4 protein-coding genes and 1 pseudogene are annotated in these 3,074 nt (G+C 65.5%); 3 read left to right on the forward strand and 2 right to left on the reverse strand.

Annotation, left to right across the window (positions count from 1 at the left end):
• Positions 1-164 (forward strand): GTP-binding protein (locus Q7T84_RS03000; protein ID WP_304806222.1); only part of this gene is annotated, 164 nt, incomplete at its 5' end.
• 137 nt (positions 165-301) lie between these two features.
• On the opposite strand, the gene Q7T84_RS03005 is transcribed toward Q7T84_RS03000, so the two are convergent.
• Positions 302-733, reverse strand: coding sequence for a biopolymer transporter ExbD (locus Q7T84_RS03005; RefSeq protein WP_304806223.1), 432 nt, complete (start codon positions 731-733; stop codon positions 302-304).
• 206 nt (positions 734-939) lie between these two features.
• Between Q7T84_RS03005 and Q7T84_RS03010 the strand changes: the two genes are divergently transcribed.
• Positions 940-1,908 carry a WD40 repeat domain-containing protein gene (locus Q7T84_RS03010; RefSeq protein ID WP_304806220.1) on the forward strand — a complete coding sequence of 323 codons (969 nt, stop codon included), beginning with the start codon at positions 940-942 and terminating at the stop codon, positions 1,906-1,908.
• Between the two features lie 105 nt (positions 1,909-2,013).
• Here Q7T84_RS03010 and Q7T84_RS03015 read toward each other — a convergent pair whose 3' ends face one another.
• Positions 2,014-2,724 carry a nitroreductase gene (locus tag Q7T84_RS03015; RefSeq protein ID WP_304806221.1) on the reverse strand — a complete coding sequence of 237 codons (711 nt, stop codon included), beginning with the start codon at positions 2,722-2,724 and terminating at the stop codon, positions 2,014-2,016.
• 126 nt (positions 2,725-2,850) lie between these two features.
• On the opposite strand from Q7T84_RS03015, the pseudogene Q7T84_RS03020 reads away from it, so the two are divergent.
• Positions 2,851-3,074, forward strand: a pseudogene (locus Q7T84_RS03020) (monofunctional biosynthetic peptidoglycan transglycosylase); the annotation flags it as partial.

Here is a 3,074-nt window from a genome sequence, read left to right on the forward strand (position 1 = left end):
GCGAAGAGCGCCGGCTGGTGTTCCAGGCCGTGCACATGATCCTCGAGGGCGACTTCCAGGGCGACTGGAAGGAAGGCGAGAATCGCTACAGCCGTCGGGTCTTCATTGGCCGCCCCCTCGACGAAGCCAAGCTGCGCGAAGGCTTCGAGGCCTGCGCGGCGTAAATCCCCCGCCAAGCTCGTCATCCTCCGGGCTCGCGAAGCGAGATCCGGCGGGCGACGAGAAGGGTTTGCAAGCGTCCAACAAAAAGGCCCGCCCGGGTTTCCCTGGGCGGGCCTTTCTATTTCGATCGAAGCGCTGTTTAGAGCTCTTCGTTGATCAGGGCGACTTGGAAGAAGCCATTGCCCTGCAGGATGTTCATCACAGCCATGAAGTCGCCGTAGCGCACGGTCCGGTCGGCGCGGATATAGACGCGCTCTTCGGTCGGCTCGGGCTTGTTCAGGATCCGCGTGAGATCGGCCGGGAGCGTGCCCAGGCTGGTCGGAATATCGCCGATGAAGACCTTGCCGCCCTGCTGAATGTTGATGAGCGTGGGCTCTTCAACCTTAGCGCCGGGGGGCGGCGGGATCGCGGGGGGCAGGTCGAGCTTGATCGACACCGTCGCCGCGGGGATCGACACCATGAAGATGATGATGAGCACCAGCATCACGTCCACGAAGGGCGTGACGTTGATGTCGTTGTTCTGGCCGAGGTCGAACTTGCCGCCGCCTCCGCCGCCCAGCTTCGCACCCATATAAATTTCTTCCCCTGAGGGCCCCTTGATCGGGGCCGCCGTAAAGTCACCGACACCCATCGCTAATGAGAAAGCGATTGTAAAGCCCGAACCTTCAAAGCGACGTTCGCTGAACGTCTCGGTTTTTGCGGCGCCCGTTTGTGGTGCGCTTTTCGCGGCGATTCCGGCTCTCGCCAAGACCGGCGTTAGGCAGGTATGACCGCGCCATGACTTTCCAATACGACGCCTATGTCACCGCAACCCTCTTCGGAAAGGCCGGAACGGCCGCGTTCGCCCTGGGCGACGGCACGGTTCGATTCGAAACTGGAGAGACCATCGAAGCCCATGACGGGGCGATTTTGTCGGCCTGCACCCATCCCAGCGGCGAGGGTGTGATCACCGGCGGCGACGATGGCCGCGTCGTCTGGTCGCGGGTTTCTGGAGCGGAAGAGATCGCCAAGGTCCCGGGGCGCTGGATCGACACGGTCGCCGCCTCGCCCGAGTCCAAGCTGATCGCCTTCGGGGCCGGCCGCGAACTGCATGTCCGCGATGTGGCCGATCCGAAGTTCTCGCGCGTGTTCACTCATGAGAAGTCCGTGGCCGACGTCGCCTTCGACCCCAAGGGCCGGCGGATCGCGGCGGCGACCTACAACGGCGCCTGGCTCTGGTACGCTAAGATCGCCGAGCAGAAGCCCTACATCCTGAAATGGGCGGGCAGTCATGTCGCCCTGGCGTGGAGCGCCGACGGCAAGTTCCTGATGTCGGCCATGCAGGAAAACCAGCTGCACGGCTGGCGGGTCGCCGACGACAAAAACCTGAAGATGGGCGGCTACCCGGCCAAGGTGAAAAGCATGGCCTTCCTGGCCAAGGGCCAACTGCTGGCGACCTCGGGCGCCAATGGCATGGTGATCTGGCCGTTCGCCGGCGCCACCGGGCCGATGGGAAAGCAGGCCGCCGAGATCGGCTTCGACGAAAGCGCCATGGTCGTTCGCGTCGCCGGCATGCCGGGCGGCCAGATGGTCGCGGCGGGTCTGGACGACGGACGGGTCTGGGTCTGCGACTTGGCGGCGTCGGGGATAACGCCCCTAAAGGCCGAGAAGGGCGCGGCGATCACCGCCCTGGCCATGACCGCCGACGGCAAGCGGGTCGCCTGGGGTGATGAAGTGGGCGGCGCGGGCGTCGCCGAGGTCGCTTAGTTCCTCTCCCTCGGGAGAGGTTAGGTGAGGGGGCGATGCTGCAAGCGTCGCTTCGCGCCGCGGCCCCTCACCCAGCCTCACCCCATGAAGGGGGAGAGGAGCCTTCTACTCGAACCCGCGCAGTTCGGCCCAGGTCTCGAACGGATCGCGGCTGGAGCGCAGGGTGTTGATCGGCGCGGTCTCGTCGCGCCAGCCGAGCGCCATGCCGGAGAAGACCATGTGGTCCTCCGGCAGATTCAGCGATCGCGCCAAGGTCTGCGGATAGCGGGCCCAATATTCCTGGGCGCAGGTGTCCAGCCCGCGCTCGGTGGCCAGCAGCATCACCGTCTGCATGTACATGCCCAGGTCCGACCACTGCGGCGGGCCGAGCTTGCGATCAAGGCAGAAGAACAACCCGACGGGCGCGCCGAACAGCTCGCCGTTCTTGGCCAGGTGGCGCAGGCGCGCGGGCTTGTCCTCGCGCGGGATCTCAATGGTCCGGTAGAGGTCCTCGCCGTTCTGGAACCGGCGGGTGCGGAACGGGTCCCAGAGATTGGGCGGATAGACGTCGTACTCGGGCGTCTCGCCGAACGGATTGGCGGCGACCTTGGCTTTCAACTGCGCCAGCGGCTCTCCGGCCAGGGCGTAGACGCGCCAGGGCTGGAGGTTGCCGCCGGACGGCGCGCGGGCCGCGGCCTCAAGGATTTCGCGGACGGTCGCCGCGGGCGGCGTGTCGGGCTTGAACGCGCGGATCGAGATGCGGCGTGCGACGGCGTCGGTGACGTTCAAGATATTGCGTCCTTGCGGCGGCTTGACCATGGCTCTGGCCCGACGCATCGCTAGCACCCGGAGCGTGACGGCCGGAAGTGGAAACCGGTTCCGGCGCTCGTCACGCTCCAACTGTTTGATTCACGCTTTTTCCTGCAAGGAAAAGGCTTGGGCCGTGGGGTAAGGGCAAGCGACTTGGGTAAGGCGACTTCGAAAAAGGGTCTGTTCGGCCGGCTGGTCCGCGGCGTGCTGATGCTGGTTCTGGTGTTCGGGTTGATCGGGCCGGTGCTGGTGACCGCGATCTACCGTTTTGTGCCGCCGCCGATCACTTGGCTGATGGTTCAGCGGGTGTTCGAGGGAAAGGGCTTCGACCGCCGCTGGCGCTCGATCGACGACATCTCTCCACGCCTGGTCCGGGC

The organism is Phenylobacterium sp. (genome assembly GCF_030654915.1).
Taxonomy (GTDB): Bacteria; Pseudomonadota; Alphaproteobacteria; order Caulobacterales; family Caulobacteraceae; genus Phenylobacterium.